Consider the following 20,831-nt stretch of genomic DNA (forward strand, 5'->3'; position numbering starts at 1 on the left):
GACCTCAGTCTGCCGCGATCCGCGCCGCGAAAAGCCGGCGCACCCCCGGCTCGGCACGCAGCAACCCCAACGCCAACTCCGCGTGCCCCGGCACGTACCCGTTGCCGACCAGCATCGTCACGTCCGCCGCCAGCCCCTCCGCGCCCAACGCCGCCGCCGAGAAGCTCGTCGCCATCGAGAAGAAGATCACCGTGCCGCCGTCCGCGGTCGCCAGGATCGCACCGTGCTCACAGCCCGGCACGTCCACGCAGACCACCGTCACGTCCGCCGGCGTACCCAACGCCGTCGTCACCGCCGTGGACAGACCCACCGGATCCCGCGCGTCGGCCACCGCCACCACCGACGCCAGCCCGGCCGCCGTCAGCGCGTCACGCTCCGCCGCCACCGGAACAACGCCGACGGTACGGGCGGCGCCCGCACGCCGCGCCGCGGCCAGGGACAGCGACCCACTCTTGCCCGCGCCACCGATCACGGCCACGCTCACCGGCGTCGGATCACCGGCACGCCGGCGGTCCTCGACGTGACGCGCCACCACCCGCGCCGTCAGCGCCGGCGCCCCGCACACGTCCAGCACCGCGAGGGACAGCTGCGGATCCTCGTCCTCCGGCAGCACCGCCGCGATCGACCGCGCGAACAGGATCGCCCACCCGTCACACGGCACCTGCTCGCTGCGCCCGTCCCAGCGGGCCAACCCGTCGGTGATCACCAGCGGCGTGAGCGTCAACGACACCAGCGTGGCGACCCGCTCACCGGCCTTGAGCCCCAGCGGGGAACGCCGACCCGCCTCCTCGACGACGCCGATCAACATCCCACCCGAGCCGGTCACCGGGTTCTGCATCTTGCCCCGCGTGGAAATGATCTCCAGCACCTCGGCGCGCACCGCGTCACCGTTCCCGCCGTGCTTCTCCGACAGCTGCCGGAAGCTCGCCGCGTCCAGGTTCAGGCGCTGCACCCGGATCCGCACCTCGTTCGGCGCTATCTCCCTCGACGCGTCCAGGCGCCACGCCGCCTGCGGCAGCACCCCCGCCGGTTGCACGACGCGGTGCAGACCCACCGGTGACGTCACGCCGACCTCCCCTGCCAAGCCGCTCGAAGCCCCGACCAGGGCTCGCGTAACGGGAAAACTTACGGCAGACTAATTTCTTTGCCGAATATTTTCCAGTAGCCTTCGAGCTTCGATGATCAGCCGCACCACCGAGGAGGGGCCGTGACCCAGACCATCCCCCAACCCCGTCACGCCCCGGTCGCCACACCGACCGCCGGGCAGCCGTACGAATACCACCGCCGCCCCCTCGTCGAACCCGACTGGACCCGCTTCCCCGGCTGGCGCCACGTCACCCGCGACCAGTGGGAAAGCGCCCAGTGGCAGCGGGTCAACTGCGTCAAGAACATCAAGCAGCTGCGCACCGTCCTCGGCGACCTCGTCGACGAGAGCTTCTACGCCGACCTGGAAGCCGACCAGAAGGCCCTGGCCACCATGTCCATGCTGGTGCCGCCACAAATGATCAACACGATGGTGCCGCACGAGCCGATGAGCACCGAGGCGCTGCTCGCCGACCCCATCCGCCGCTACATGATCCCCGTCGCCTCCGACCGGCGCACCGACTGGCCCTCACACCCCTACGCCAGCCGCGACAGCCTCCACGAGCACGACATGTGGGTCGCCGAAGGCCTCACCCACCGCTACCCCACCAAGGTCCTCGCCGAACTGCTCTCCACCTGCCCGCAGTACTGCGGGCACTGCACCCGCATGGACCTCGTCGGCAACTCCACCCCCGCCGTCGACAAGCTCAAACTCACCCTCAAGCCCGTCGACCGCTACGACGCCCACATCGCCTACCTCAAGACCCACCCCGGCGTACGCGACGTCGTCGTCTCCGGCGGCGACGTCGCCAACGTCCCCTGGCGCAACCTCGAGTCGTACCTCATGCGACTGCTCGACATCGAGACCGTCCGCGACATCCGCCTCGCCACCAAGGCCCTCATGGGCCTCCCCCAACACTGGCTCCAGCCCGACGTCGTCGAGGGCCTCGAACGGGTCGCCCGCACCGCCGCCCGCCGCGGCGTCAACCTCGCCATCCACACCCACGTCAACCACGCCCAGTCGCTCACCCCACTGGTCGCCAAGGCCGCCCAGACCGCCCTCGACGTCGGCGTCCGCGACGTCCGCAACCAGGGCGTCCTCATGCGCGGCGTCAACGCCACCACCCCGGAACTGCTCGACCTCTGCTTCGCCCTGCAAGGCGAAGCGGGCATCCTGCCGTACTACTTCTACATGTGCGACATGATCCCCAACGCCGAGCACTGGCGGGTCCCCGTCTGGCACGCCCAACAACTCCAGCACGACATCATGGGCTACCTGCCCGGGTACGCCACCCCGCGCATCGTCTGCGACGTCCCCTTCGTCGGCAAGCGCTGGGTCCACATGCTCACCGACTACGACCGTGAGCGCGGCATCTCCTACTGGACCAAGAACTACCGCACCTCCATCGAGTCCGCCGACCTGGAGGCGCTCAACAAGCGCTACGCCTACTACGACCCGATCGACACCCTGCCCGCCGACGGCCAGCAGTGGTGGACCGACCACCGCGACGACTGACCCACCCGAGGTGTTGGCCGCCCACTCAACCGGCGGCCAACACCTCCGACAACGGCGCCGGCGTCAACCCACGCTCGCGTAACCCGGCCAGGATGTGCGGCAACGCCTCGTCGGTCATCGCCGCGTTCGCCTCCGTCACATGCATGATCACCACCGAGCCCGGACGGACGTGGTCCAGCACCGCCCGCACCAGCGGCTTCCACGCCTTCGCGAACGGATCACCGCTGACCACGTCCCCGTCCACCACCGTCACACCCAACGGCGCGAGGGCGTCCAACGTCGCCGCGTCGTGGCACAACCCCGGAAAGCGGAAGTACCGGGTCTGCCGACCCCCGTACGGCGCGATCACCTCGAATGTCTTCGCCACATCGGCGGCCAGCTCGTCGACCGGCAGCCGGGGCAGGTCGTAACAGTTCGCCGTGAACGCCGCGTGCCCGTAGGTGTGGTTCGCCAACTCGAAGCGCGGATTACCGGCGATCCGCCGGGTCACCTCCGGGTACCGCTGCACCCACTTGCCGGTCAGGAAGAACGTCGCCGGCACCTGCTCCCGCTCCAGCAGGTCGAGGATCCGCAGGTTCGCGTACGACCGCACCCTGCCACTGCGCAGGTTGGCCAGCATCCCGTCGGTCATGTCCGCGTCGAACGTCAGCGCGACCCGGTTTCCGGCCCGCGGCCCGTGGTTGACCACCGGCGCTCGGACCCCCACCGTCGACGCCCCGGGAACGCTCGGCACCCCCGGTGTCGGAGTCCCCGTCGTCGGCGCGGCCGCCGTCGGACCCGTGGGCCGGGGAACCGCGGCCGTCGGGACACCTGTCGGTGTGGCGGCGCTGGTCACGGGCGCGGCCGGCGACACCGACGGCGCGGCGGAGGAGCCGACGAACACCGGCCGCTCCGGTGGCGGAACCCGCGACGCCGCACACCCGCCACCGCCAAGCGCGGCCACCAGAACCAGCAAGCCACACCAGAAGAAGCGAAGCCGAGCTCCCATCACGCGCCGCATCATCGCAGAAGCGAGCACGTCTCACCGCCCCGCCCAACGTGCGCCGATCTTGCACTTCCGGTCGCCGGAACAGGCGGAATACCCCTTATGCCACAACAGAAAGTGCAAGATCGACGCGCCAGGAGCCCTCCAGCCGTCGATCATGGACTTGTGGTGCCTTATTCGGGGTCTCGCGGGTGCTTTGTCCCCACCACGACTCCATGATCGACGGCGTGGAGGGGCGCGAGGGGCTACGGCGTGGGGGTGCGGGGGGCGTACATGATGACTGCCACGCCTAGTAGGCACAGTGCTGCGCCGATCAGGTCCCAGCGGTCCGGGCGGAAGCCGTCGACAAGCATCGCCCAGCCCAGCGAGCCCGCCACGAAGACCCCGCCGTACGCGGCAAGGATGCGACCGAAGTTCGCGTCCGGCTGGAACGTGGCCACGAAGCCGTAACAGCCCAGGGCGACCACCCCGGCGGCGATCCACCACAGGCCGCGCTGCTCACGCCAGCCCTGCCAGACGAGCCAGGCGCCCCCGATCTCGGCCAGGGCGGCCAGCGCGAACAACACCAGGGAACGAAGCACGGTCACGCCGCCGACCCTAACGGTCCGCGCGCGTGGGGTCCCCGAGGAGCATCTGCCCCGGGGACCCCACGACCGCTCAGGTCACTTGTTGAAAGCGTCCTTGATCTTGCTGCCGGCTTCCTTCATGTTCTGACCGGCCTGCTTGGCGCGCGCGTCGCCCTTCTGGCTCGCGCCGTCGCCACGCATCGACTCGTTGTCGGTCATGTCGCCGACCCGCTCCTTCGCGGCGCCGGCCATCTGCTCGACCTTGTTCTTCGCCTTTTCGGTGAAGCTCATCGCGCCTCCTCGGTCTGGCCGTTGTCGTTGCTCGCTTGCCCGGTCTCCGGGTGCCGAAACCGGCGGTGCCGGTCGGCACACCCGGTAAGGCATCCTAGGAAGATAGGTTGAGGGAGGGCGGCCCGGGCCACACCTCGACGGTGGTTAACTGGCCGCATGGGAGAGCTCCTGCTGATCCGGCACGGCGAGACCACCTGGAGCGCCAGCCTGCGGCACACCTCGTACACCGACCTGGAGCTGACCCCCGACGGCGAGCGACAGGCCCGCACCCTCGCGGCGTTCCTCGCCGGCCGGCGCTTCGCCACCGTGCTGGCCAGCCCCCGCTCCCGGGCGCTGCGCACCGCGCAGCTCGCCGGGCTCAGCGTCGACGCCGTCGACGAGAACCTCAGCGAGTGGAACTACGGCGAGTACGAGGGGCGTACCACCGTCGACATCCACGAGGACGACCCGCACTGGAACATCTGGACCGACGGCTGCCCCGGCGGGGAGTCACCCGCCCAGGTGGGCGAGCGTCTCGACCGCGTGCTGGCCCGCGTCACCCCGCTGCTCGACCGCGGCACCGTCGCCCTGGTCGGCCACGCGCACAGCCTGCGGGTGCTCGGCGCGCGTTGGATCGGGCTGCCCCCGTCGGCCGGAGGACGACTACGCCTGGACACCGCCACCGTCAGCGCGCTCGGTCACGAGCACGGCCGGCAGGTCATCCTGCGGTGGAACCAGCCGGCTCCTCCGGCGCCCGGGACCGCGACCGACCAGGCGCCCCGGCACTGATCTTCGGCGGGCGGTTCTCGTACGGCGTGGACAACACCACCGTCGTCCGGGTCGTCACGTTCGCCGAGGTACGGATCTCCTGCAACACCCGCTCCAGGTCCGTCGGGCTGGCCACCCGCACCAACAGCAGGTAGAAGTCCTCCCCCGCCACCGAGTAGCACGAGTCGATCTCGGGCAGGTGAGCCAGCCGCTCCGGCGCGTCGTCCGGCTGCGACGGGTCGAACGGCCGGATCGCCACGAACGCGGTCAACGGCAGGTCCAGCGCCTCGAAGGAGACCCGCGCCGCGTACCCCTTGACGACACCGCGTTGCTCCAGCCGGCGCACCCGCTGGTGCACGGCGGACACCGACAGCCCCACCCTCTCGGCCAGGTCGGTGTACGACAGACGGCCGTCGGCGGTGAGTGCGGCGACGATGGCGCGGTCGATCTCCTCCACGGCGAGCAACCTACCGGGAAATCGGCGCGACGGCGACGAGGAAGCCTGCGCTTGCGCCTCTCAGCTGTTCGCGAGCGCCCGGGAGATCACCAACCGCTGGATCTGGTTGGTGCCCTCCACGATCTGCAGCACCTTCGCCTCGCGCATGTACCGCTCCACCGGGTGGTCGGCCACGTAGCCGGCCCCGCCGAGCACCTGCACGGCGTCGGTGGTCACCCGCATCGCCACGTCGGTGGCGAACAGCTTCGCCTTCGCCGCCTCGATCGAGTACGGCCGTCCGGCGTCGCGCAGCCGCGCCGCCGCGAGCGTCAACGCGCGGGCGGCGGAGATCTGGGTGGCCGCGTCGGCGAGCAGGAAGCCCAGGCCCTGGAAGTCGATGATGGACCGGCCGAACTGCTGCCGCTCCCGCGCGTAGCCGACGGCGTAGTCCAGCGCCCCCTGGGCGAGCCCGACCGCGCAGGCCGCGATGCCGAGCCGGCCCGAGTCCAGCGCGGACATCGCGATGGTGAAACCCGCCCCCTCGCCGCCCACCAGCCGGTCGGCGGGCACCCGCGCCTCGTCGAAGACGATCTGCGCCACCGGTGAGGAGCGCAGCCCCATGGTCCGCTCCGCCGCCTGCGGCGCGATGCCGGCGGTGCCCGCGTCGGCCACCAGGCAGGAGATGCCCTTCGGGCCGGGACCGCCGGTGCGGCAGAAGACGTTGTAGAAGTCGGCGCTGTGCGCGTGGGTGATCCACGCCTTGGTGCCGGAGAGGACGTACACGTCGCCGTCGCGGACCGCCCGGGTGCTCAGCGACGCCGCGTCCGAGCCACCCTGCGGCTCGGAGAGGCAGTACGCGCCGAGCAGTTCGCCGCCGAGCATGTCCGGCAGCATCTTGCGCTGCTCGTCGGTGCCGAACGCGGCAACCGGGTAGCAGCTCAGGGTGTGCACGCTGACCGCCTCGGCGACCGCGAGCCAGCGGCTGGCCAGGATCTCCAACACCTGGAGGTACACCTCGTACGGCTGCGCCGCGCCGCCGTGCTCCTCGGCGTACGGCAGACCGAGCAGGCCGGCGCGGCCGATCGTCCGCAGCACCTCGCGGGGGAACTCGGCGCGTTCCTCGAAGCCGGCGGCCTTGGGCGCCAGCTCGCGGTCGGCCAGCTCGGTGGCGAGGTCCAGCAGGTCGTGGGCCTCGTCGGTGGGGAGGATCCGGTCGACAGTCATAGCGCGATGAGCTCCGTGGGGGTGGTGTTGAGCCGCTGCACGCCGTCCGTCGTGCAGACGACGATGTCCTCGATGCGGGCGCCGTGCCGGCCCGCCAGGTAGATGCCCGGTTCGATGGAGAACGCCATGCCGGCCTCCAGGGGCCGGTCGTTCCCGGCCACCAGGTAGGGCTCCTCGTGACCGTCCAGGCCGATGCCGTGTCCGGTGCGGTGCAGGAACGCGTCACCGTATCCGGCGGCCGTGATGGGCGCCCGGGCCGCCGCGTCGGCCGCCGCCGCGGTGATGCCGGGCCGGACCGCCGCCACCGCCGCGCGCTGGGCGGCGTGCAGCACCGCGTAGTAGTCCCCGAACTCGGCCGGCGCGGGCCCGCCCGCCACGTAGGTGCGGGTGCAGTCCGAGCGGTAGCCCGACGGCATCGTGCCGCCGATGTCGACCACCACCGGCTCGCCGACGCCGATCGGCCGGTCCGAGGTGCCGTGGTGCGGGCTCGCCCCGTTCGGGCCGGCGGCCACGATGACGAAGTCGACGCTGACGTGCCCGGCGGCGCGGATCGCCGCCGCGATGTCGGTGGCCACCTCGACCTCGGTGCGCCCGGGCCGCAGCCACTCGCCCATGCGCAGGTGCACCTCGTCGATCGCCGCGCCGGCCTGGGCGAGCGCCGCCACCTCCGCCGGGGACTTGCGGATCCGCAGCTCGCGCAGCACCTCCCCGGCGAGCCGCTGCGCGGCGTGGGGCAGCGCCGCGCGCAGGGCGAGGACCTGCTCGGCCCACATCCGGTCGGCCAGTCCGACCGCCGCCGCCGGGCCGTCGAGGGCGGCGACGACCAGGGGGTACGGATCGGAGCCGTCGGCGTGGTCGACGACGCGCAGACCGGCGGTGACCGCCGCCTCGGCGGCGGGACGTTCCAGTCGGGGCACCACGAGCGTGGGCTCGCCCTCGGCGGGCAGCACCAGGCAGGTCAGCCGCTCCCCCGCGTGGGCGTCGTAGCCGGTCAGGTAGCGCAGGTCGGAGCCGGGGGTGAGCAGCAGCGCGTCCAGGCCGGCGGCGGCGGTGGCGCGCTGCGCGGCGACCACCCGGTCCGGCGGGTACAGCTCGTCGGTTCCCACCCCGTCAGCTTAACGGTCGTTTGGGGACCACCAGAAGCCGCGTGGGGCTCACGACGGAAATCCACCGGCGTTGATTGACTCTGACAGTTAACACTCTTTAAGATTTGGCTGCCTCGAGGCCCACCCGTTCCTGCGTCCCCCGCACCTCCCGCCCACGAAACCCTGCGTGGGCGGGTGTCGTCCCCCGCCCACGGGAAGGCCCCCATGTCCTCACCACTGCGCCGCGCCCTCAGCGCCGGTCTGCTCGCCCTGGCCACCGCCGCCGCCACCGTCACCCTCGTACCCACCGCCGCGCAGGCCGTGGTGCTGCCCAACGGTTTCAAGAGCGTGGGCTACATGCCCTCGTGGGCCGGCAACGTCAACACGATCCAGTACAACAAGCTCACCCACATCAACTACGCCTTCGTGCTGCCCAACAACGACGGCAGCCTGCGCGCCCTGGACAACCCGAGCAAACTCTCCTCGCTGGTCTCCCAGGCGCACGCCAACAACGTCAAGGTGTCCATCGCCGTCGGCGGTTGGAACGACGGCAACGACTCGGCGTTCGAGGCCCTCGCGGCCAACTCCAGCAGCCGCACCGCGTTCGTCAACAACCTGGTCAACCTCGTCAACCAGTACAACCTCGACGGTGTCGACATGGACTGGGAGTACCCCGACCCGGGCGCCTCGGCGAACAACTACACCCAGGTCATGACCCAGCTCGGCAGCGCCATGCACAGCCGGGGCAAGCTGCTCACCGCAGCCGTCGTCTCCGAGGGGTACTACCTCGACGGCGTGCCGACCGCCGTGTTCAACCAGGTCGACTGGCTCAACATCATGGCGTACGACGGCGGCAGCCCGCACGCCAACTACGACTGGTCGATCAACAGCATCAACCTGTGGAAGAACCGCGGACTGCCGGCCAGCAAGGCCGTCCTCGGCATTCCCTTCTACAGCCGCCCCGGCTACTACACGTACTCGGCGCTCGTCGCCCTGGACCCGGCCAACGCCAACCGGGACTGCACCACCGCAGGCGGTGCGCAGCAGTGCTACAACGGCATCCCGACCGTCAAGCGCAAGACGCAGTGGGCCCTGGCCAACGCCGGCGGCGTGATGAACTGGGAGCTGTCGCAGGACACCACCGGCTCCACCTCCCTGGTCAGCGCCATGTACGACACCATCATGGGCGGCACCACCCCGCCGCCGTCGGGCCGTACCGGCCGGATCACCGGGCTCGGCGGCAAGTGCGTCGACGTGGCGGCCGCGAGCACCGCCAACGGCGCCGCCGTCCAGCTCTACACCTGCAACGGCACCGCCGCGCAGACCTGGACCGTGGCCACCGACGGCACGCTGCGCGCCCTCGGCAAGTGCGCCGACATCACCAGCGGCTCCACGGCCAACGGCGCGAAGGTGCAGATGTACGACTGCAACGGCAGCGGCGCGCAGGTGTGGCAGGCGCAGTCCAACGGCACGCTGCGCAACCCGCAGTCCAACAAGTGCCTCGACGTCACCGACAACACCTCGGCCGACGGCACCCGCCTGCAGATCTGGGAGTGCTTCGCCGGCGCCAACCAGCGCTGGACGCTCCCGGCCTGACCCGACCCGTACGCCCCGATCCCCGGTTGACGCCGCGCGTCAGCCGGGGATCGTCGCGTGGTGGCGGGCCAGGGCCAGCATCTCGTCGACCGAACCGGCCGGATCGGTGACCGGGAACTGCACCGCCCGCACCACCGACGTCGGATCCACCAACATCGTCAGTCGCTTGAACCGGGTCACCCCGCCGGCCCGGAAGGTGGGCAGCAGCAGACCGGCGGCGAGCCGGCCGTCCTGGTCGGACAGCAGCGGAAACGGCAACCCGGCGTACGCGGTGAAGTCGGCGAGCTGGTCCGGCCGTTGGGTGCTGACGCCGTACACGCGCACCCCCAGGTCCCGGAACCGCGGATGCCGGTCGGCGTAGGTGGTCGACTCCAGGGTGCAGCCCCGCGCGCCGGGAATGTCGGACCACCCCGGCGGATAGGCGTTCAGGCCCGGGGCGTACGCGCCGGGGAAGAGGTAGAGGACACTCCAGGCGTCCGGTGTGGCCACCGGGACCGGCCGTCCGTCCGGCCCGGGCAGGACGACATCGGGCAGTCGCCGCCCGACGAGCTGCTGCACCCGTCGCACCTCGGCGGAGGCGTCGTCGGCGGTCGCGGTCAGTTCCCCGTCACCCATCAGGTGCCTCGTTCCCCAGTCCTGTAGGGCGATCAGCACCGGCAGCAGTCCCTCGCCCCTCGCGGTGAGCAGGTAGTCGTGCCGTGGCGGGTGCGCGGAGTACGGGCGACGTTCCAGCACGCCGTGCTCCACCAGCGCGGCCAGGCGTTCGGTCAACGCCCGTCGACTGACGCCCAGCTCGCGCTGGAGCGCGTCGAAGCGGGTCGTGCCGCCGGCGACGTCGCGCACGATGAGGAACGTCCACCAGTCCCCCAGCACACCGAGCGCCTGCGCGATGCCGCAGTCCGCGTCGGCGAGATCTTCCCGTCGCACCGCTTCCTCCCTCCGTCCAGACCTGACTATAGTCAGTTCCAGTTTGGAACGCACTTCCGGACCGAACACATCCGGCGCGACGAACGGGGGCCGACGACATGCACGTCGACGAACGGGCCGGGGTGTTCTGGCGCTGGTGGACCGCCGGCACGACCAGCATGGTCGGGTCGGCGGTCGGCGCGGTGGCCCTGCCGCTGACCGCGCTCACCGTCCTGGACGCCTCCGCCTGGCAGATGGGCCTCATCGCCGCGGCCAGCTACGTCGCCTGGATCGTGATCGGCCTACCCGCCGGTGTGATCGTGCAGCGCCTTCCGCTGCGCGGCGCCCAGGTCGGTGCGGACGTGGCCCGGGCCCTCGCCGTCGCGTCGATCCCACTGGCCTGGTGGTGGGGGCAGCTCACCGTGACCCACCTGGTGGTCACCGCGCTCGTCGTCAGCTTCGCCAACGTGCTGTTCGACGTGGCCAACTCGACCTTCCTGCCCGGCATCGTCGAGCGCGAGCGGTTGCAGTCGCGCAACAGCCTCACCTCGGCCACCCACGCCGCGACCCTGCTCAGCGGCCCGTCCCTCGGTGGGCTCGCCGTCCAGGCGTTCGGCGCGGTGCCCACCCTGCTCGTCGACTCGGCCAGCTACCTCGTCTCGGCGGCGTTGCTGCGAACCCTGCCCGCGCGCCGCGTCGACGCGCCGGAGCACTGGCCGCCGGTCGGCGAGCTGATCCGCGAGGGCTGGCGCTACGCCGCGCACCATCCGGTCATCGGCCCGAGCATGTGGGCCGCGACGGCCATGAACTTCGTCTGCGGCGCGCAGTTCGCGCTGCACCCGCTCTACCTGGTCCGCGACCTGCACGCGCCGGCGGGCCTGGTCGGCGTCCTGCTCGCCGTCGAGGGTGTCGGCGCGCTGGTCGGCGCGGCCCTCACCACCAGGATCACCCTGCGGCTCGGCAGCGCCCGCGCGCTGGTCGCCGCCGGCTTCACGACGGTCCTCGGAGCGTTCCTGATTCCCGGGGGCACCGGTTGGCCCGCGTACGTCGCGTTCGCCGCCGGCAGCATCGTCTTCTCCCTCGGCACGGTCGTGCTCAGCGTGACCACCCGGACGTACCGGCAGATCGCCAGCCCACCCGAGCTGCTGTCCCGGGTGATGGCGACCGTGCGGTTCGTCTCCTGGGGCGCCATCCCGGTCGGTGGGCTGGTCGCCGGCGCGCTGGCCGGCCCGCTCGGCGCGCGCGCCACCCTGTTCGTCTTCGCGGCAACCCTGATCGGCGCGCCCCTGGTGCTGCTGCTCTCCCCCGTCCGGCACCTGCACGACCTCACCGACCACGACGAGAGCCGGCGTCCGGTCGTCACCACTGCTCGGTGAGCGCGTCCGACCACAGGCCGTCGGCCACCCGGCGGGCCCGGGTCGCGTCGCCGAGCACATCGACGCTGTGCACGTACTGGTCGACGGCACCCACCAGCGGCCGTCGTGGTACCGGCGGGCCAGCACCAGGCCGGGAAGGAACGCCACACCGGCGGTCTGCGCCCTCCCCCGGCCGGCGCGCACGGTGGTTTTCCAGGTAGGACCGGGGCGGGGGCCATAGCCTGGGATGGGGACGCCCGCAGGGGCGGCCCCGACCGGGAGGGCCGACGTGACATCGAACGACGCGAACCGGGCGGCGACCCGCCGTCGTCGGCAACTGTGGGCCGGAGTCCTCGCCCTCGTCGGCCTGGTCCTGCTCGTGATCGGCCTGACCGTGGCCGACGGCGTCGCCGCCTGGGTCGAGGTGGTGGTCGCAATCCTGCTGCTGGTGACCAGCTACATCGTGCAGCACCTCGCCCGACGCGACACCGTCTATCGGCGCTGACGCCGCCGGGCGGCCGGGCGTACCGCTGATCGTCGCAGGGCTGTGCCAGGCTGTCGGGCGTGGCACACCGATCCCCGATCCTGCTGATCGACGCACCCAGCCTCTACTTCCGGGCCTACTTCGGCATTCCGGAGTCCGCCGCGCGCGCCGAGGACGGCACGCCCGTCAACGCGGTACGCGGCTTCCTCGACATGCTCGCCACGCTCATCCGTGGTCGCGGCGCCGACCGGATGGTGTGCGCCCTCGACTACGACTGGCGGCCGGCGTGGCGGGTCGAGCTGCTGCCGTCGTACAAGGCGCACCGGGTGGCCCCGCAGGGCGGCGAGGTCGTCCCCGACACGCTCTCCCCCCAGGTGCCGATGATCCTCGAGGTCCTCGACGCGGTCGGCATCACCGCCGTCGGCGCGAAGGGCTACGAGGCCGACGACGTGCTCGGCACGCTGTCGGTGACCCAGCCCGGCCCGGTCGAGGTGGTCTCCGGCGACCGGGACCTGTTCCAGCTCATCGACGACTCCCGGGACGTACGCCTGCTCTACGTCGGGCGCGGCGTGGCCAAGCTCGACGACTGCGACGACGCGGCGGTGCGCGCCCGCTACGGCGTGCCGGCGGACCGGTACGCCGACTTCGCCGCCCTGCGTGGCGACCCGAGCGACGGGCTGCCCGGGGTGCCGGGTGTCGGCGAGAAGACCGCCGCGCGGCTGATCGAGCGGTACGGCAGCATCGACGGCATCCTCGCCGCCCTGGACGACTCCGACTCGTCCTTCGCGCCGGGTCTGCGCGCCAAGTTGGCGGGTGCCCGCGACTACCTGGCCGTCGCGCCGACGGTGGTCCGGGTAGCCCTGGACGTGGCCCTGCCGGAGCTGCCCACCGCGCTGCCGACGGCCCCCGTGGACCCGGAGCGGCTGCTCGACCTGGCCGGTCGGTGGAACCTGGCCGGGTCCGCCCGTCGACTCGTGGACGCCCTGGCCGCCCGCGTCGACGCCGCCTGAGGACCCGCGACCCGACGCGACGTCGAACCCGCGTGGCGGTCGTGGCCCGATGCCTGACGGATCTTTCCGGCACAATGCCCGGCCATGGACGTACGACAGGAGTTTCGGGGCGCAGCCCGGGAAAAGGGCATGCCGGCGGACGAGATCGAGCGCTGGGTGCGGCTGGCCCGACCACAGACGGAGCTGGTCCCGAAGGGCGACGGCCTGCCGCTGGCCGGTCGGTTCGGCGGTCTCGCGGCGCTGCCGCAGGGCGAGGATTGGCCGCCCGGGCAGTGTCTCGTGTTGACACTCGACCTCGCCGCGATCTCCCCGCACGGGCACGACCTCGACCTGCCGGCCGACGGGTCGCTGCTGTTCTTCGTCGAGCCGCGCTTCACGCCCACCGCCTGCCGGGTCGTCCACGTGCCGGCCGGCGCTGCGGTGACCGAGCGCCCCAACCCCGGGGTGCCGGTCTTCGATCCGGTCCCGCTGCACGCTCGTACCGGCTGGAGCCTTCCGGAGAACGAGCGCGAGGCGCCGTTCGACCTTCGCCTGGACGACGAGGTCGAGGAAACGATCGGCGAGGTGATGTGGTACCTCGAGGGCAACGACTATCAGTTCTCCCTCGGCGGTTACGGCGCCGCCAGCACCGGCGGCGCGGACAACCCCATCGTCGACGCCACCGAGCACACCGTGCTGGCCACCGTCTGGCTGGACGAGGGGCAGGTGGGTGACGCGTTCGGGGAGACGCTGATCGTCGTCAACTTCATGATCAAGCATGCGGACCTGGCCGAGCGCGCCTTCGACCGGATCTGGCTGATGACGGACTTCAACGGCTGACGCGGTCAGGGGCCCCGGCGGCGTGTGTGGCGGCGCGACGGTGTCGGGGCACCGCCCCTGGTGCTGTGACCACGACCGTTCGCGGTATTGGGTGACTTGCCGCCTAGCTAGGCTGGACGCATGACTCATGCGGCGGGACCGATCGAACCGTCCGGGGTGTGGGCCACAGCCGTGGGCGTGGCCCGGGTGCGGGCAATGGAGACGGCACGCGAGCAGCCGCTGTTCCGGGACCCGCTGGCGCTGGCCTTCGCCACGGCCGGCGGGAGAGGCCCCGGGACGCCGCCGCCCCCGCGCGCGGACGAGGCGGCGCGGCGACGCTGGCTCGGTGTGGCCTTCTCGATCGTCATCCGGACGAAGTTTCTGGACGACCTGCTGGATCGGGCGGTCGCGTCCGGCGTCCGGCAGGTCGTGCTGCTCGGGGCCGGGATGGACAGCAGGGCCTTCCGGATGGACTGGCCTGCGGGTACAAGGTTGTTCGAGGTCGACACGGCCGAACCGCTGGGCTTCAAGGCCGCGGTGCTGCGTCAGGAGCGTGCCGTTCCGCGCTGCGAGCGGATCACCGTCCCGGTCGACCTCCGCGAGGACTGGCCCGCCGCCCTGGCCGCGGCCGGGCACGATCCGGCGCAGCCGACGGTGTGGATCGCCGAGGGACTGCTGATTTATCTACCCGAGGACGCGGTGGAGTCGCTGCTCGAACGGGTCGGCGCGCTGTCCGCCGCAGGCAGCAGGATGGGCCTCACACTGGGCTCGCGCGGTGTGGTCGAACGCTTCCGCGGGGATGCCGTTTCGGGATCGGCAGCGTCGATGTGGGTTTGGGAGATGCCGGAGGACCCGGTCGGCTGGCTGGACGGCCTCGGCTGGGAGGCGGAGACCTTCACCCTGCGTGAGCGCGCCGAGGCCTACGGGCGTCCTGTGCGCACCCCGCCGCAGCAGGACGAGGGCGCGGGCGGGCTCGTCTCGGCGGTTCGCGCCGCGCCCTGACCACCGACCGTGAACGTTCGTGGTCACGGTCACTAGGCGCGCAGGTTCGCCGCCAGGTCGCCGATCGCGCCCATCGCGTACCGCTGCAGGCCCGGGCCGAACGTGATGCGGGTGGCGCCGTTGCGGGCCAGCTCGGCCACCGACTCCCGACTCGGCGCGGCGGCCATGTTGATGGGGCCGGTGATGCCCTCGCGCAGCGCCGGAAGCACCTCGAGGGGCGCCCGCAACGGGTACACGCAGTCGGCCCCGGCCGCCACGTAGAGCGTCGCGCGGGCGATCGCGTCGGCCGGGTCGCCCGTACCGAACAGGAACGTGTCGACGCGCGCGTTGATGACGAGCGCGTCGCCGGCCGCCGCGCGCACCTCGGCCAGCCAGTCCGCGTGCCGCTGTGGGTCCTTGAGCGTGGCGTGTCCCTCGGAGTCCTCCAGGTTGCAGCCGACGGCGCCGGCCTCCAGCAGCCGCTCGACCAGCTCGGCGGGGGCCAGCCCGTAGCCGTCCTCGACATCGGCGGACACCGGCACGGACACGGCCCGCACGATCCGCGCCACCGCGGCGAACATCTCGGCGGGCGGGGTCGAGCCGTCCTCGTAGCCGAGGGAGGCCGCGACTCCGGCGCTGGGCGTGGCGAGCGCGGCGAAGCCGGCGTCGGCGAAGACCCGGGCGCTGCCCGCGTCCCAGGCGTTCGGCAGGACGAGCGGGTCGCCGGCCGGGCGGTCGTGGTGCAGGGCGCGGAGAGCGGAGGCGGTCATCGTTCAGGTCTCCCGGGGGACGGACGTCAGGGGACGACGGTGCGGGCCGGACAGGCGACCCGTCCTGACCGTACCGCCATCGCACGGGCCGGGCCCGCCCCGCATGCGCCGAGCCGACACGCAACAAAAGGTTGCGCCTTGCCGTCGCGCCGTTGTACCGTGACGCAACCAAAGGTTGCGAAAGGGTGGTACGCATGGAGTACGGAGTCATCGAACGCGACATCGACGTCGACGCCTCACCCGAGGTCGTCTTCGAGGTGATCAGCCAGCCGGAGCACGTACGGGAGTGGTGGCCCGACGACGCCCGGTTCGAACCAGTCCCGGGCGCGCCCGGCGAGCTGGTGTGGCGCGACGCCGAGACCGGCGCGACGACGACCGTCGACCTGGCCGTCGTCGACGTGGACCCGCCGAAGCGGTTCTCCTTCCGGTGGTGCTTCACCGAGCCGGACCGTGGCGGCCAGTCGCTCCTGGTCACCTTCGACCTCGTTCCGACCGCCACGGGGACCCGTGTCCGCATGACGGAGACCGGGTTCCGCGAGATGGGCTGGGAGGTGGCCCTGCTGGAGAAGCAGTACCAGGACCACGTCAGCGGGTGGAACCACTACGTCCCGAACCTCGGCGCGTACGTCGCCCGGCTGGTCGCCACCTCATGAGCACGGCAGTCGACGACGCCCTCTGGTCGGCGATCGGCGATCCCATCCGGCGCAGCATGATCGACCTGCTGCTCACGGGCGGGCCCGGCACCGCCACGTCACTGAGCGAGCGACTTCCCGTCACCCGCCAGGCCGTCTCGAAGCACCTGGCCGTCCTGGACCGGGTGGGCCTGATCCACTCCGCTCCCGCCGGCCGGGAGCGGCACTACCAGGTCGACGAGGCGCAACTGGCCCGAGCGGTCGCCCAACTGACCGCTGTCGGCGCGACCTGGGACGCCCGACTCCGCCGGATCAGGCGGATCGCCGAGACGATCGAACGTCACCGCACCGACAACCAGGGAGAATGAGATGGTCGACATCTTGCACCGCGTCGGCGTGGTCGCCCCGCTCGACGACGTCTACCGCGCGGTGGCCACCCCGGAGGGACTCGCCGGCTGGTGGACGACCGACACGGTCGGCACGAGCGAGGTCGGCGGGCAGCTGGCCTTCCGGTTCGGCGACGTCGGTGGCTTCGACATGCGGGTTCTTGAGCTGGACCCCCGCGGCCACGTCCGCTGGCGGGTCACCGAGGGGCCCGAGGAATGGGTCGGCACCGAGGTCGACTGGCACCTCGACCAGCGCGGCGACCACACGATCGTGCTGTTCGCCCACGAGGGCTGGCGTGAGCCGGGCGAGTTCATGCACCACTGCAGCACCAAGTGGGCGACGTTCCTGATGAGTCTGAAGGAGCTGGTGGAGACCGGACGCGGCAGGCCCGCGCCGGACGACGTGCCGATCAGCGACTGGCACTGAGCGCGGCGTCACTTCACCTTGCGGGTGGACCGTACGACGATGTCCTCGTACTCGGGGTGCTTGACCAACCATTCCGCGAGGAACGGGCAGATCGGCACCACGCTGCGGCCCTTGGCGCGCGCGTCGTCCATGACGGCGCGCGCCAGGGTCGAGCCGACGCCCCGGCCCTCGTACGCCGGATCGACCTCGGTGTGGGTGTAGGCGATGATGGCGCCGGTCAGCTGGTAGGTGACGATGCCGGCGACTGCGCCCGTCTCGTCGCGCGCCTCGAACCGCTCCCGCGCGGGCACGTCTGTCACGGTGAACTGCACCGGATCATCCAAGCACAGCGCCCGTGGCGACCGGTCGTCGCCACGGGCGCGTGGGGGCAGATGGGCCCCGGAAGAAGGGGACGTCAGGGGCGTCGCCGGCCCAGCACGGCGGCGGCGCCGGCCACACCGATCGCGGCGAACACGACCTGCAGGAGCAGCTCGATCCAGTCGATGCCGGCGGTGTCGTCGACGCCGAGGGCGCCGGCGACGAGCGTGCCGAGGATCGCGGCGAGCACGCCGATCGCGAGGGTGAGCACGATCGAGATGTTCTGCTTGCCGGGAACCACGAGGCGACCGAGGGCGCCAATGACCAGGCCGATGATGATCGCGGTGAAGAAGCCCTGGATTTCCACGGGGGCCGTCCCTTCCGAATGTGTTGTCGTCAGCGACGTCTGGTTGCCCCAGGCCCGGCCCCGCCGAAACCGGTAATCGGCCCACCGGCTGATTTGTCACACAGTTGTCATATCCGGACCGGAGGCGGACACGCGCTGGTCCCGGCCGGAAGCGACCGGGACCAGCGGCGCGTCGATCGTCAGGAGGCGGCGATGCCCTCCATGCCGATGCCGTCGGTGAACTTCGGCAGGCCCTCGACGGTGGTGACGAGACGAAGGGAACCGTCGTCGTTCACCTCGTAGCCCTGCACGTTGCCGGCGGCGGCGTTCTGGACGTACAGGAAACCGTCGCTGGTGGTCATGTCGATCGCCCCGCCGCCGGTGTCGGCGGCAACGGCGTGGACGAGTTCGAGCTTGCCGTCGTCGTCGACCCGGTAGGCGCTGATCGTCGAGCTGCCGGCGTTCGCGACGTAGAAGTAGTCGCCGACCCGCTGGATCCAGCAGGGCGCCTGCTGGCCGTTCGGCACCGAGGGCCCGACCTGGTCGAGGGCGCCGTCCTCGTCGAGGTCGAACCGGCCGACCTCGTTGCTGCCCGACTCGGTCACCAGCACCGAGTCCTCGGTGTCGAAGGTGAAGCCGAACGGCGCGGACCCGGCGTCACTGATGACCGGGTGGCGGGACAGTTCGCCGTGGCGACCGATCTCGTAGCTGAACATGACGTTCGCCGCCTTGGTCGACACCAGGACGAACTCGCGCTCCGGATCGATCTTGATCTGCGCCGGTGCGGTCATGAACGCGGGCGGGTTGCCGTTGTGCAGGCCGAGCGACCGGTTGGCGCCGTGGATCGGCGACAGACGCCCCTTGTGCAGCTCGAAGCCCTGTACCGAGCCTTCGCCACCGGCGTTGAGCACGTAGACGAGGTTGTCGCGGACCGTGACGCTGACCGGGAGCAGACCTCCGGACCAGATCACCTGCCGCTTGTGCAGCCGGGTGCCGTCGACGTCGAAGACGGTGACGGTGTTGCTGCCGGCGTTCACGGCGAAGAGCAGCCCCCGGTGGTAGATCAGCGAACCCTGCGACGCCAGCGCGTCGACCGGCGCGCCGATCGTGAAGCCGCCGAGGCCGCCGGTCTCGTACTCCCCCGCCTTGCTGAGCTGGCCGTCCTCGTCCCGGTCGTACACCTTGATGGTGTTGCCCTCGGCCTTGTTGGTCTGGACGAAGACCGCGCCCTCGCTGCCCCGATGGTGTCCGCGTCCGCCGCGGTCGTCGTGGCCACCCGCCGGCCCGCCGTCCGCGAAGGCGGCACCGGGAAGTGTTCCGGCGCTGGTCAGACCCACCAGGAGGGCCGCCGCTAGCGCTACGCTGCGCTTCATCACTGATCTCCTTAGCCGCAACTCATGACGAATGAGAGTTTTTCTCTCATTGGCAAGCTATCGGAGGAAGATCCCGCTTAGCGGCTGGTTACCCGTAAGTGGCATCGCCGTGCCTAACGGCGGATTTGTGCTACCAGGGGCCGTGACCGCCTCGCTGGCCAGGCGTTGTCGGCGCGGTAACGGGAATCGCAGAGCGGCCAGCAGGTCTCGGGGAGGAGAGGTGATGACGAAACCCGCACCGGATCACCCGTCGACGGCGACCGACGGCGGTGTCGCCGTCGTCGAGTTGTTCACCTCCCAGGGCTGCAACAGCTGCCCGCCGGCCGAGGAGTTGCTGACCGAGATCGAGCGCGACGCCCGTACGCGCGGGGAGCCCGTCTTCGCCCTCGGCTTCCACGTCGACTACTGGGACGACCTGGGGTGGCCCGACCAGTTCGCGGACGCGGCACACACCGCGCGGCAGGAGGCGTACGCCCGCGCCTTCGGCTCCGGACGTCTCTACACCCCGCAGATGATCGTCAACGGGACCGTGGAGTTCGTCGGGTCCGACCGTGGCCGGGCGGCGAGCGCCATCGCGTCCGCCCTGGCGTCGGCCGCCGCCGCGCCCCTCACGCTGTCGGTCACACAGGTCGGTGGAGGCGGCACGCCGCTGGTCCTGGACTACCGGGTCGAACGGCCGCCGCAGCGCGCGGTGGTGAACGTGGCGATCGTGCAGCGCGGCCTGGACAGCGCGATCGCCCGTGGCGAGAACGCCGGTCGGACGTTGCGACAGGACAACGTCGTACGCGCCTTCGCGTCGGCACCGCTGCACGGCGAGCGGGGCCGGGTGGAGCTGGCCGTGCCGCCGGACCTCGACCCGGGCCGGGCCACGGTGATCGGTTACGTCCAGCGCGAGACCGACCGGGTGGTCGTGGGCGCGTCGGCCGTCGACCTGTCCGGCTGAGCCCTGTCGGTCCCGGTGCGTACTCTCGGCTGATGCGGATGGCGCGCGACATGCGGGGTCCCGGTGGCTGACGCCGAGGACGTCCGCCGCCTGGCCCTGGCCCTGCCCCACACGGTCGAGATCGACAGCGAGGGCTTCGACTTCCGGGTGGCCGACAAGGGTTTCGTGTGGTCCTATCCGGAGCGCACCCCGGGCCGGCCACGGGTGATCCGCCGCGACATCGCGGTGCTGTTCGTCGGGGACGAGGCCGAGAAGCAGGCCCTGCTGCTCGGCGAACCCGGCATCTTCTTCACCACGCCCGGCTACGACGGCCTGCCGCTGGTGCTGCTGCGCCTGGCGGCGGTCGACGTCGACCGGCTCACCGAGCTGGTGACCGACGCGTGGCGCATGCGCGCGCCGGAAGCGCTGCACGCCGAGCTGGACGAGGTCGGCTAGTCACCCCGCGATCAGTTCGCGACATCAGCACGCAACCGGAGCGACACATTGACGGGGATCTCGACAGTCGATTACCGTGCCGTCTGAGAGAGCGCTCTCTCGATCGACGTTTTCCACAATTCAGACGCAAGGCGCCGGGGCGGCACCGTCCGCGCCCGG

At 71.5% G+C, this 20,831-nt stretch carries 25 protein-coding genes; 13 read left to right on the forward strand and 12 right to left on the reverse strand.

Features of this window, described 5'->3' with window-relative positions; genetic code table 11:
- Positions 1-4: 4 nt before the first annotated feature.
- Positions 5-1,066 (reverse strand): L-erythro-3,5-diaminohexanoate dehydrogenase, encoded by a 1,062-nt coding sequence (kdd, locus tag ACTFTM_RS16855; RefSeq protein ID WP_449561424.1) that lies wholly within the window; start codon positions 1,064-1,066, stop codon positions 5-7.
- Positions 1,067-1,207: 141 nt separating this feature from the next.
- Between kdd and ACTFTM_RS16860 the strand changes: the two genes are divergently transcribed.
- Positions 1,208-2,599: a KamA family radical SAM protein gene (locus tag ACTFTM_RS16860; protein WP_449561425.1), complete on the forward strand. Its 1,392-nt coding sequence runs from the start codon at positions 1,208-1,210 to the stop codon at positions 2,597-2,599.
- A gap of 25 nt (positions 2,600-2,624) precedes the next feature.
- Here the strand turns inward: ACTFTM_RS16860 and ACTFTM_RS16865 are convergent, their stop codons facing one another.
- From ACTFTM_RS16865 to ACTFTM_RS16875, 3 genes are all read right to left on the reverse strand, one after another.
- Positions 2,625-3,554 carry a polysaccharide deacetylase family protein gene (locus tag ACTFTM_RS16865; protein WP_449561426.1) on the reverse strand — a complete coding sequence of 310 codons (930 nt, stop codon included), beginning with the start codon at positions 3,552-3,554 and terminating at the stop codon, positions 2,625-2,627.
- A gap of 275 nt (positions 3,555-3,829) precedes the next feature.
- Complete coding sequence (locus tag ACTFTM_RS16870) at positions 3,830-4,171, reverse strand: YnfA family protein (RefSeq protein WP_449561427.1); 342 nt, start codon at positions 4,169-4,171, stop codon at positions 3,830-3,832.
- Between the two features lie 75 nt (positions 4,172-4,246).
- Positions 4,247-4,441 (reverse strand): CsbD family protein, encoded by a 195-nt coding sequence (locus tag ACTFTM_RS16875; RefSeq protein ID WP_425729601.1) that lies wholly within the window; start codon positions 4,439-4,441, stop codon positions 4,247-4,249.
- 156 nt (positions 4,442-4,597) lie between these two features.
- Between ACTFTM_RS16875 and ACTFTM_RS16880 the strand changes: the two genes are divergently transcribed.
- The gene (locus ACTFTM_RS16880; protein ID WP_449561428.1) at positions 4,598-5,209 is read left to right on the forward strand and encodes a histidine phosphatase family protein; all 612 of its coding nucleotides are present in this window, start codon (positions 4,598-4,600) and stop codon (positions 5,207-5,209) included.
- Here ACTFTM_RS16880 and ACTFTM_RS16885 read toward each other — a convergent pair.
- The 3 genes from ACTFTM_RS16885 to ACTFTM_RS16895 are packed head-to-tail and all read right to left on the reverse strand — an operon-like array spanning position 5,139 to position 7,954.
- Positions 5,139-5,645, reverse strand: coding sequence for an Lrp/AsnC family transcriptional regulator (locus ACTFTM_RS16885; RefSeq protein WP_355051132.1), 507 nt, complete (start codon positions 5,643-5,645; stop codon positions 5,139-5,141). The genes ACTFTM_RS16880 and ACTFTM_RS16885 overlap by 71 nt on opposite strands.
- Positions 5,646-5,705: 60 nt before the next feature.
- Positions 5,706-6,848 carry an acyl-CoA dehydrogenase family protein gene (locus tag ACTFTM_RS16890; protein ID WP_449561429.1) on the reverse strand — a complete coding sequence of 381 codons (1,143 nt, stop codon included), beginning with the start codon at positions 6,846-6,848 and terminating at the stop codon, positions 5,706-5,708.
- Positions 6,845-7,954, reverse strand: a complete 1,110-nt coding sequence (locus tag ACTFTM_RS16895) for a M24 family metallopeptidase (protein ID WP_449561430.1) — start codon at positions 7,952-7,954, stop codon at positions 6,845-6,847. Before ACTFTM_RS16895 ends, ACTFTM_RS16890 begins: the two co-directional genes overlap by 4 nt.
- A 204-nt stretch (positions 7,955-8,158) precedes the next feature.
- Here ACTFTM_RS16895 and ACTFTM_RS16900 point away from each other — a divergent pair, with 204 nt between their 5' ends.
- A complete protein-coding gene (locus tag ACTFTM_RS16900) occupies positions 8,159-9,529 on the forward strand; it encodes a glycosyl hydrolase family 18 protein (protein WP_449561431.1) in 1,371 nt (456 codons plus the stop codon).
- Positions 9,530-9,568: 39 nt separating this feature from the next.
- Here ACTFTM_RS16900 and ACTFTM_RS16905 read toward each other — a convergent pair whose 3' ends face one another.
- Positions 9,569-10,456 (reverse strand): winged helix-turn-helix transcriptional regulator, encoded by an 888-nt coding sequence (locus ACTFTM_RS16905; protein WP_449561432.1) that lies wholly within the window; start codon positions 10,454-10,456, stop codon positions 9,569-9,571.
- A gap of 98 nt (positions 10,457-10,554) precedes the next feature.
- Between ACTFTM_RS16905 and ACTFTM_RS16910 the strand changes: the two genes are divergently transcribed.
- The 5 genes from ACTFTM_RS16910 (at position 10,555) to ACTFTM_RS16930 (ending at position 15,084) form a co-directional block, all read left to right on the forward strand.
- Positions 10,555-11,811 (forward strand): MFS transporter, encoded by a 1,257-nt coding sequence (locus ACTFTM_RS16910; RefSeq protein WP_449561433.1) that lies wholly within the window; start codon positions 10,555-10,557, stop codon positions 11,809-11,811.
- 268 nt (positions 11,812-12,079) lie between these two features.
- Positions 12,080-12,295, forward strand: a complete 216-nt coding sequence (locus ACTFTM_RS16915) for a hypothetical protein (protein ID WP_449561434.1) — start codon at positions 12,080-12,082, stop codon at positions 12,293-12,295.
- Positions 12,296-12,354: 59 nt separating this feature from the next.
- Positions 12,355-13,284 (forward strand): 5'-3' exonuclease, encoded by a 930-nt coding sequence (locus ACTFTM_RS16920; protein WP_449561435.1) that lies wholly within the window; start codon positions 12,355-12,357, stop codon positions 13,282-13,284.
- Positions 13,285-13,368: 84 nt separating this feature from the next.
- Positions 13,369-14,103 carry a DUF1963 domain-containing protein gene (locus ACTFTM_RS16925; protein ID WP_449561436.1) on the forward strand — a complete coding sequence of 245 codons (735 nt, stop codon included), beginning with the start codon at positions 13,369-13,371 and terminating at the stop codon, positions 14,101-14,103.
- A gap of 120 nt (positions 14,104-14,223) precedes the next feature.
- A complete protein-coding gene (locus ACTFTM_RS16930) occupies positions 14,224-15,084 on the forward strand; it encodes a class I SAM-dependent methyltransferase (RefSeq protein ID WP_449561437.1) in 861 nt (286 codons plus the stop codon).
- 32 nt (positions 15,085-15,116) lie between these two features.
- Here ACTFTM_RS16930 and ACTFTM_RS16935 read toward each other — a convergent pair whose 3' ends face one another.
- Entirely contained in the window at positions 15,117-15,833 is a 717-nt protein-coding gene (locus ACTFTM_RS16935; protein ID WP_449561438.1) for an isocitrate lyase/PEP mutase family protein, read from the reverse strand.
- A gap of 194 nt (positions 15,834-16,027) precedes the next feature.
- Between ACTFTM_RS16935 and ACTFTM_RS16940 the strand changes: the two genes are divergently transcribed.
- Genes ACTFTM_RS16940 through ACTFTM_RS16950 form a run of 3 tightly spaced genes read left to right on the forward strand, consistent with a single transcriptional unit; the run spans position 16,028 to position 17,278 of the window.
- Positions 16,028-16,486 (forward strand): SRPBCC domain-containing protein, encoded by a 459-nt coding sequence (locus ACTFTM_RS16940; protein WP_449561439.1) that lies wholly within the window; start codon positions 16,028-16,030, stop codon positions 16,484-16,486.
- Positions 16,483-16,833, forward strand: a complete 351-nt coding sequence (locus tag ACTFTM_RS16945; protein ID WP_449561440.1) for an ArsR/SmtB family transcription factor — start codon at positions 16,483-16,485, stop codon at positions 16,831-16,833. The genes ACTFTM_RS16940 and ACTFTM_RS16945 overlap by 4 nt, the downstream gene beginning before the upstream one ends.
- Position 16,834: 1 nt before the next feature.
- A complete protein-coding gene (locus tag ACTFTM_RS16950; RefSeq protein ID WP_449561441.1) occupies positions 16,835-17,278 on the forward strand; it encodes an SRPBCC family protein in 444 nt (147 codons plus the stop codon).
- A gap of 8 nt (positions 17,279-17,286) precedes the next feature.
- Here the strand turns inward: ACTFTM_RS16950 and ACTFTM_RS16955 are convergent, their stop codons facing one another.
- The 3 genes from ACTFTM_RS16955 to ACTFTM_RS16965 all read right to left on the reverse strand — a co-directional run bounded on the left by ACTFTM_RS16955 (position 17,287) and on the right by ACTFTM_RS16965 (position 19,294).
- Complete coding sequence (locus ACTFTM_RS16955) at positions 17,287-17,589, reverse strand: GNAT family N-acetyltransferase (RefSeq protein ID WP_396798224.1); 303 nt, start codon at positions 17,587-17,589, stop codon at positions 17,287-17,289.
- An 83-nt stretch (positions 17,590-17,672) separates the two neighbouring features.
- Positions 17,673-17,942 carry a GlsB/YeaQ/YmgE family stress response membrane protein gene (locus ACTFTM_RS16960; RefSeq protein ID WP_355051144.1) on the reverse strand — a complete coding sequence of 90 codons (270 nt, stop codon included), beginning with the start codon at positions 17,940-17,942 and terminating at the stop codon, positions 17,673-17,675.
- Positions 17,943-18,121: 179 nt separating this feature from the next.
- Positions 18,122-19,294, reverse strand: coding sequence for a lactonase family protein (locus ACTFTM_RS16965; protein WP_449561442.1), 1,173 nt, complete (start codon positions 19,292-19,294; stop codon positions 18,122-18,124).
- A 223-nt stretch (positions 19,295-19,517) separates the two neighbouring features.
- Between ACTFTM_RS16965 and ACTFTM_RS16970 the strand changes: the two genes are divergently transcribed.
- Both ACTFTM_RS16970 and ACTFTM_RS16975 read left to right on the forward strand, forming a co-directional pair.
- Positions 19,518-20,237: a DUF1223 domain-containing protein gene (locus ACTFTM_RS16970; RefSeq protein WP_449561443.1), complete on the forward strand. Its 720-nt coding sequence runs from the start codon at positions 19,518-19,520 to the stop codon at positions 20,235-20,237.
- A gap of 63 nt (positions 20,238-20,300) precedes the next feature.
- Positions 20,301-20,672 carry an MmcQ/YjbR family DNA-binding protein gene (locus ACTFTM_RS16975; RefSeq protein ID WP_449561444.1) on the forward strand — a complete coding sequence of 124 codons (372 nt, stop codon included), beginning with the start codon at positions 20,301-20,303 and terminating at the stop codon, positions 20,670-20,672.
- The last annotated feature ends 159 nt before the right edge of the window (positions 20,673-20,831 follow it).

The organism is Micromonospora sp. RB23, from assembly GCF_053585025.1.

What these genes read in the sequence shown, in the direction of transcription:
- ACTFTM_RS16965 (WP_449561442.1), bottom strand. Translation starts at nt 19,294, where the DNA reads ATGAAGCGCAGCGTAGCGCTAGCGGCGGCCCTCCTGGTGGGTCTGACC.
- ACTFTM_RS16910 (WP_449561433.1), top strand. Translation starts at nt 10,555, where the DNA reads ATGCACGTCGACGAACGGGCCGGGGTGTTCTGGCGCTGGTGGACCGCC.
- ACTFTM_RS16945 (WP_449561440.1), top strand. Translation starts at nt 16,483, where the DNA reads ATGAGCACGGCAGTCGACGACGCCCTCTGGTCGGCGATCGGCGATCCC.
- ACTFTM_RS16950 (WP_449561441.1), top strand. Translation starts at nt 16,835, where the DNA reads ATGGTCGACATCTTGCACCGCGTCGGCGTGGTCGCCCCGCTCGACGAC.
- ACTFTM_RS16930 (WP_449561437.1), top strand. Translation starts at nt 14,224, where the DNA reads ATGACTCATGCGGCGGGACCGATCGAACCGTCCGGGGTGTGGGCCACA.
- ACTFTM_RS16890 (WP_449561429.1), bottom strand. Translation starts at nt 6,848, where the DNA reads ATGACTGTCGACCGGATCCTCCCCACCGACGAGGCCCACGACCTGCTG.
- ACTFTM_RS16880 (WP_449561428.1), top strand. Translation starts at nt 4,598, where the DNA reads ATGGGAGAGCTCCTGCTGATCCGGCACGGCGAGACCACCTGGAGCGCC.
- ACTFTM_RS16900 (WP_449561431.1), top strand. Translation starts at nt 8,159, where the DNA reads ATGTCCTCACCACTGCGCCGCGCCCTCAGCGCCGGTCTGCTCGCCCTG.
- ACTFTM_RS16935 (WP_449561438.1), bottom strand. Translation starts at nt 15,833, where the DNA reads ATGACCGCCTCCGCTCTCCGCGCCCTGCACCACGACCGCCCGGCCGGC.
- ACTFTM_RS16925 (WP_449561436.1), top strand. Translation starts at nt 13,369, where the DNA reads ATGGACGTACGACAGGAGTTTCGGGGCGCAGCCCGGGAAAAGGGCATG.
- ACTFTM_RS16970 (WP_449561443.1), top strand. Translation starts at nt 19,518, where the DNA reads ATGACGAAACCCGCACCGGATCACCCGTCGACGGCGACCGACGGCGGT.
- ACTFTM_RS16875 (WP_425729601.1), bottom strand. Translation starts at nt 4,441, where the DNA reads ATGAGCTTCACCGAAAAGGCGAAGAACAAGGTCGAGCAGATGGCCGGC.
- ACTFTM_RS16940 (WP_449561439.1), top strand. Translation starts at nt 16,028, where the DNA reads ATGGAGTACGGAGTCATCGAACGCGACATCGACGTCGACGCCTCACCC.